Source organism: Streptococcus pseudopneumoniae (genome assembly GCF_001070815.1).
Classification (GTDB): domain Bacteria; phylum Bacillota; class Bacilli; order Lactobacillales; family Streptococcaceae; genus Streptococcus; species Streptococcus pseudopneumoniae_P.
Genome location: NZ_JVLX01000050.1, coordinates 20,683 through 27,500, shown reverse-complemented (window position 1 = coordinate 27,500; position 6,818 = coordinate 20,683). Strand labels below are relative to the sequence as shown.

Below are 6,818 nucleotides of genomic sequence, written 5' to 3'. Positions count from 1 at the left end.
TCTTGGACTGTTTGCTTGGAGATAAACTGGTCACAAGCGGTCAAGTATCTATCCAAGGCTTGCCAGTGACGAGTTCTCAGTTAGGCTATACAAGATCCTACCTCCCTCAAGAGAATGTAATCGTTCAGAAACTAAAGGTAAAAGAGTTGATTGCTTTCTTTCAAAGCATTTACCCAAATCCCTTGAGCAACCGGGAAATCGACCAACTATTGCAGTTTGACAAGCAACAAAAAGAGCAATTGGCAGAAAAATTGTCAGGTGGACAAAAGCGTCTTTTCTCTTTTGTCTTGACCTTGATTGGGCGACCAAAGCTTGTCTTTTTAGATGAACCAACTGCTGCCATGGATACTTCAACCCGTCAACGCTTTTGGGAAATTGTTCAGGAGCTAAAAGCTAAGGGAGTTACCATTCTCTATTCGTCCCATTATATCGAAGAAGTAGAGCATACAGCGGACCGAATCTTGGTCTTGAATAAGGGAGAGTTGATTCGCGATACAACACCTCTAGCCATGCGCAGTGAGGAGATTGAAAAGCACTTTATCCTTCCTCTAGCATACAAGGAAGTCGTTGAGCAGTCAAACTTGGTTGAAAACTGGTCACAAAAACAAGATGCCCTGCAAGTAGTTACACGTGAAGCGGATGCTTTCTGGCAACTGTTAGTGCAAGCAGGATGTAGGATTCAAGAAATTGAAGTTAATAACCGTAGTTTGCTAGATACAATCTTTGAAGAAACACAAAAAGGAGATGACTAAGATGAAACGATGGATCGCACTAAACAAGATAGAATTTCTATTGACCAAACGACAATTAGTAACTTATCTATTGTCAGTAGGGATGCCGACGGCCTTCTATTTATTCTTTTCAGGCATGTACCAGGATACACCAGATGGGCCAGCTAATTTTATGCGTGACTACCTCATCTCTATGACGGCCTTTTCCATGATGTCGACAGCCATGTTTTCATTTCCAGCTGTCTTACATACCGATAAAATCAACAACTGGCAGAAAACATTGCGCCATACTCCAGTAAATATGGTAGAATATTATCTATCAAAGATAACAAGTATGATGGTTGATTATTTGGTTTCAATCTTGGTTGTTTTCTCAGTTGGGCACTTGGTTAGAGGTGTGGATATGCCTCTAGGAAGCTGGATTGGGGCTGCGCTCTTGCTGATAGTAGGAAGTGTAGCTTTTGTAGCGCTTGGCTTGACCTTGACACTCTTGCCTTCTAGTCAGCTGATGTCTGTCGTGGGAAATCTTCTCTATCTAGGCTTGGCTGTTTTAGGCGGACTCTGGATGCCCATCTCTTTATTTCCAGACTGGATGCAAGCAATCGGGAAGTGCCTACCAACTTATCAGTTGATGGAGTTGCTCAAGACCTTCTTAAACGAGGGTGGCATCAATTTATCAGCCACAGTTTATCTACTTGTTTTTTCAGCAGTTTTGTTTGGTTTGACCATTTACCTTCAAGATCATAAGGAGAATTCTTAATGCTTGAAAGACTGAAAAGCATAGACTATATGTATTGGGCCAGTTTGATTTTTATGGTTTTTCCCATCGTTCCTGTAGTGACTGGGGAGCTACCTAGCTGGCATTTGTTGATTGATATTCTATTTGTGGTGGCTTACTTAGGCGTTTTAACCACCAAGAGTCAGCGCTTATCCTGGCTCTGTTGGGTTATCATGCTAGCCTATGTAGCTGGGAATACCGCCTTTGTTGGTGTAAATTATATCTGGTTCTTCTTTTTCCTTGCCAATCTCTTAATTTATCATTTCGGCGTACGTAGTTTTAATTCTTTACATGTCCGGACTTTTCTTCTTGCTCAAGTCCTTGTTGTGGGCCAACTGTTGATTTTTCAGAGAATCGAAGTTGAGTTTCTATTCTATCTACTTGTAATTCTTGCTTTTGTCGATTTAATGACTTTTGGATTGGTTCGGATTCGGATTGTGGAGGATTTGAAAGAAGCGCAGACTAAGCAAAATGCCAAGATAAATCTATTGCTTGCTGAAAATGAACGTAGTCGTATCGGTCAGGATTTGCATGATAGTCTGGGACACACCTTTGCTATGCTCAGTGTCAAGACAGATTTAGCCTTGCAGTTGTTTCAGATGGAGGCTTATCCACAGGTGGAAAAGGAATTAAAAGAAATTCACCAGATAAGCAAGGATTCCATGAATGAAGTGCGAACCATTGTGGAAAATCTGAAATCACGGACCTTAGCATCAGAACTTGAAACTGTCAAAAAGATGCTAGAGATTGCTGGAATTGAGGTGGAAACGGCTAATCAACTAGATACCGCTAGCCTTACTCAGGAATTGGAGTCAACGGCTTCCATGATTTTGCTTGAGTTAGTGACCAATATCATCAAGCATGCTAAAGCGTCTAAAGTCTACTTAAAATTAGAACGGACAGAGAAAGAACTCATTCTAACAGTGAGAGATGATGGCTGTGGCTTTACTTCTATAAAGGGGGATGACCTCCATACAGTTCGAGATCGTGTTCTTCCATTTTCGGGAGAAGTAAAGGTAATTAGTCAGAAACAACCGACAGAAGTTCAGGTTCGACTACCTTATAAGGAGAGAAAGTAGATGAAAGTGTTAGTCGCAGAAGATCAAAGTATGTTGCGAGATGCTATGTGTCAATTGCTCGCGCTTCAACCGGATGTGGAGTCTGTCCTTCAGGCCAAGAATGGGCAAGAAGCAATCCAACTATTAGAAAGGGAGTCTGTAGATATCGCCATCCTTGACGTAGAAATGCCTGTTAAGACAGGTCTTGAAGTCTTGGAGTGGATACGAGCAGAAAATCTAGAAATAAAGGTGGTTGTGGTGACGACCTTCAAGCGTCCTGGGTATTTTGAACGTGCGGTCAAGGCTGGAGTAGATGCTTATGTATTAAAAGAAAGAAACATTGCAGACCTCATGCAAACCTTGCACACTGTCCTCGAAGGGCGCAAGGAGTATTCGCCTGAATTGATGGAAGTGGTGATGACGCATCCCAATCCATTAACAGAACAAGAAATCGCAGTTTTAAATGGAATCGCTCAGGGCTTCTCTAACCAAGAAATTGCAGATAAACTTTATCTATCCAACGGAACAGTCCGAAACTATGTTACTAATATTCTTTCAAAACTAGATGCAGGTAATCGAACAGAGGCAGCTAATATTGCGAAAGAATCTGGTTGGTTGTGATGATATAATATTTTTTTGAACATTATATGCTAAAATTGATGGGATTGAATGGAACAATACTAACTTTAGGAGAGGGGGGATTCCTCCTTTTTATTTTTTGGGGGAGCACTACAAAAGAGCTAAAATTAAGAATAAAAAAGAAAAATATCTTGACAACCAAGGGAAAAATTTGTTACAATAATAGACGGTACTTTTTACTTTTGGTCTCTCAAGAGTGTACAGGGACGTGCTGACAAATGTTGCAAAAGTACACACAGATGATAGCTGTCACCAAGTGTATCATCACCAAAAATAAAAAAAAACACAGGAGAATGTAGATGCCTACAATTAACCAATTGGTTCGCAAACCGCGTAAATCAAAAGTAGAAAAATCTAAATCACCAGCTTTGAACGTTGGTTACAACAGTCATAAAAAAGTTCAAACAAACGTTTCTTCACCACAAAAACGTGGTGTTGCAACTCGTGTTGGAACAATGACACCTAAAAAACCTAACTCAGCCCTTCGTAAATTCGCTCGTGTACGTTTGAGCAACCTTATCGAAGTTACTGCCTACATCCCAGGTATCGGACACAACTTGCAAGAACACAGCGTGGTTCTTCTTCGTGGTGGACGTGTAAAAGACCTTCCAGGGGTACGTTACCATATCGTCCGTGGTGCACTTGATACTGCAGGTGTTAACGATCGTAAACAAGGCCGTTCTAAATACGGTACTAAACGTCCAAAAGCATAAGGAAAGGGGATAAAGAGAAATGAGTCGTAAAAATAGAGCTCCAAAACGTGACGTATTGCCAGATCCGCTTTACAATTCACAACTAGTTACTCGTCTTATCAACCGCGTTATGCTTGATGGTAAACGTGGTACAGCTGCTTCAATCGTTTACGGAGCCTTTGAGCAAATCAAAGAAGCTACTGGTAACGATGCACTTGAAGTATTTGAAACAGCTATGGAAAACATCATGCCTGTACTTGAAGTACGTGCACGTCGTGTTGGTGGTTCTAACTACCAAGTACCAGTTGAAGTTCGTCCAGAACGTCGTACAACACTTGGACTTCGTTGGTTGGTAACAATCGCTCGTCTTCGTGGTGAACACACAATGCAAGACCGTCTTGCAAAAGAAATCTTGGATGCTGCTAACAACACTGGTGCAGCTGTTAAGAAACGTGAAGACACTCACCGTATGGCTGAAGCTAACCGTGCATTCGCACACTTCCGTTGGTAAAATCATGATGCTAGGAACGGTAAGGATGCAAGGTGAAAATAGGAAACTGACGCAGTATTCGACGAATACAAGGAAGTTTATCTTTTTCACACAGCATCCCGTTCCGGCTCAAATCGGCTAATTAACTTTAGCCCGAGTTCGATTCAATTTGTAAATCTGCAAGTTGAAACCAACAATAGCATGAAAACATTGAGAACGGGTAGGTCCTGCCTATCCGTTTTTATTAAAATCGTGTTATAATAGAATAGAAATCAAAAATAAATAGGAGAAACAAACCTCATGGCACGCGAATTTTCACTTGAAAAAACTCGTAATATCGGTATCATGGCTCACGTCGATGCTGGTAAAACAACAACTACTGAGCGTATTCTTTACTACACTGGTAAAATCCACAAAATCGGTGAAACTCACGAAGGTGCGTCACAAATGGACTGGATGGAGCAAGAGCAAGAGCGTGGTATCACTATCACATCTGCTGCGACAACAGCTCAATGGAACAACCACCGCGTAAACATTATCGACACACCAGGACACGTGGACTTCACAATCGAAGTACAACGTTCTCTTCGTGTATTGGATGGTGCGGTTACCGTTCTTGACTCACAATCAGGTGTTGAGCCTCAAACTGAAACAGTTTGGCGTCAAGCAACTGAGTATGGAGTTCCACGTATCGTATTTGCCAACAAAATGGATAAAATCGGTGCTGACTTCCTTTACTCTGTAAGCACACTTCACGATCGTCTTCAAGCAAATGCACACCCAATCCAATTGCCAATCGGTTCTGAAGATGACTTCCGTGGTATCATCGACTTGATCAAGATGAAGGCTGAAATCTATACGAACGACCTTGGTACAGATATCCTTGAAGAAGATATTCCAGCTGAATACCTTGACCAGGCTCAAGAATACCGTGAAAAATTGGTTGAAGCAGTTGCTGAAACTGACGAAGAATTGATGATGAAATACCTCGAAGGTGAAGAAATCACTAACGAAGAATTGAAAGCTGGTATCCGTAAAGCGACTATCAACGTTGAATTCTTCCCAGTATTGTGTGGTTCTGCCTTCAAGAACAAAGGTGTTCAATTGATGCTTGATGCGGTTATTGACTACCTTCCAAGCCCACTTGATATCCCAGCAATCAAAGGTATTAACCCAGATACAGACGCTGAAGAAACTCGTCCAGCATCTGACGAAGAGCCATTTGCAGCTCTTGCCTTCAAGATCATGACAGACCCATTCGTAGGTCGTTTGACATTTTTCCGTGTGTACTCAGGTGTGCTTCAATCAGGTTCATACGTATTGAACACTTCTAAAGGGAAACGTGAACGTATCGGACGTATCCTTCAAATGCACGCTAACAGCCGTCAAGAAATCGACACTGTTTACTCAGGTGATATCGCTGCTGCCGTTGGTTTGAAAGATACTACAACTGGTGACTCATTGACAGATGAAAAAGCTAAAATCATCCTTGAGTCAATCAATGTTCCAGAACCAGTTATCCAATTGATGGTTGAGCCAAAATCTAAAGCAGACCAAGATAAGATGGGTATCGCCCTTCAAAAATTGGCTGAAGAAGATCCAACATTCCGCGTTGAAACAAACGTTGAAACTGGTGAAACAGTTATCTCTGGTATGGGTGAGCTTCACCTTGACGTCCTTGTTGACCGTATGCGTCGTGAGTTCAAAGTTGAAGCGAACGTAGGTGCTCCTCAAGTATCTTACCGTGAAACATTCCGTGCTTCTACTCAAGCACGTGGATTCTTCAAACGTCAGTCTGGTGGTAAAGGTCAATTCGGTGATGTATGGATTGAATTTACTCCAAATGAAGAAGGTAAAGGATTCGAATTCGAAAACGCAATCGTCGGTGGTGTGGTTCCTCGTGAATTTATCCCAGCGGTTGAAAAAGGTTTGGTAGAATCTATGGCTAACGGTGTTCTTGCAGGTTACCCAATGGTTGACGTTAAAGCTAAGCTTTACGATGGTTCATACCACGATGTTGACTCATCTGAAACTGCCTTCAAGATCGCGGCTTCACTTGCTCTTAAAGAAGCTGCTAAATCAGCACAACCAGCTATCCTTGAGCCAATGATGCTTGTAACAATCACTGTTCCAGAAGAAAACCTTGGTGATGTTATGGGTCACGTAACTGCTCGTCGTGGACGTGTAGATGGTATGGAAGCACACGGTAACAGCCAAATCGTTCGTGCTTACGTTCCACTTGCTGAAATGTTCGGTTACGCAACAGTTCTTCGTTCTGCATCTCAAGGACGTGGTACATTCATGATGGTATTTGACCACTACGAAGACGTACCTAAGTCAGTACAAGAAGAAATCATTAAGAAAAATAAAGGTGAAGACTAATCAGTTCTCACTCTAGAAGGAAGTCACTTAGTGGCTTCCTTTTGTCTT

At 41.9% G+C, this 6,818-nt stretch carries 7 protein-coding genes (1 of these 7 running past the window's edge); all 7 read left to right on the top strand.

The features are described 5' to 3' along the window. Window positions 1-752, top strand: partial view of an ABC transporter ATP-binding protein gene (locus ADG81_RS06005; protein ID WP_049551207.1) — the 3' portion only. Its footprint begins 133 nt before the window's first position; the window shows 752 of its 885 coding nt (coding positions 134-885); the start codon falls outside the window, past its left edge; it ends in the stop codon at window positions 750-752. Between the two features lies 1 nt (window position 753). Continuing rightward, window positions 754-1,491 carry an ABC transporter permease gene (locus tag ADG81_RS06000; protein WP_049551206.1) on the top strand — a complete coding sequence of 246 codons (738 nt, stop codon included), beginning with the start codon at window positions 754-756 and terminating at the stop codon, window positions 1,489-1,491. Further along, window positions 1,491-2,588: a sensor histidine kinase gene (locus ADG81_RS05995; RefSeq protein WP_049551205.1), complete on the top strand. Its 1,098-nt coding sequence runs from the start codon at window positions 1,491-1,493 to the stop codon at window positions 2,586-2,588. The genes ADG81_RS06000 and ADG81_RS05995 overlap by 1 nt, the downstream gene beginning before the upstream one ends. Further along, on the top strand, window positions 2,589-3,188 hold the full coding sequence (locus ADG81_RS05990; protein WP_049551204.1) for a response regulator transcription factor: 600 nt from the start codon (window positions 2,589-2,591) through the stop codon (window positions 3,186-3,188). A gap of 317 nt (window positions 3,189-3,505) precedes the next feature. Continuing rightward, on the top strand, window positions 3,506-3,919 hold the full coding sequence (rpsL, locus tag ADG81_RS05985; protein ID WP_001142332.1) for a 30S ribosomal protein S12: 414 nt from the start codon (window positions 3,506-3,508) through the stop codon (window positions 3,917-3,919). Between the two features lie 19 nt (window positions 3,920-3,938). Further along, a complete protein-coding gene (gene rpsG, locus ADG81_RS05980) occupies window positions 3,939-4,409 on the top strand; it encodes a 30S ribosomal protein S7 (RefSeq protein WP_000087873.1) in 471 nt (156 codons plus the stop codon). Window positions 4,410-4,688: 279 nt separating this feature from the next. Continuing rightward, window positions 4,689-6,770, top strand: a complete 2,082-nt coding sequence (gene fusA / locus ADG81_RS05975) for an elongation factor G (RefSeq protein WP_000090354.1) — start codon at window positions 4,689-4,691, stop codon at window positions 6,768-6,770. Window positions 6,771-6,818: the final 48 nt, after the last annotated feature.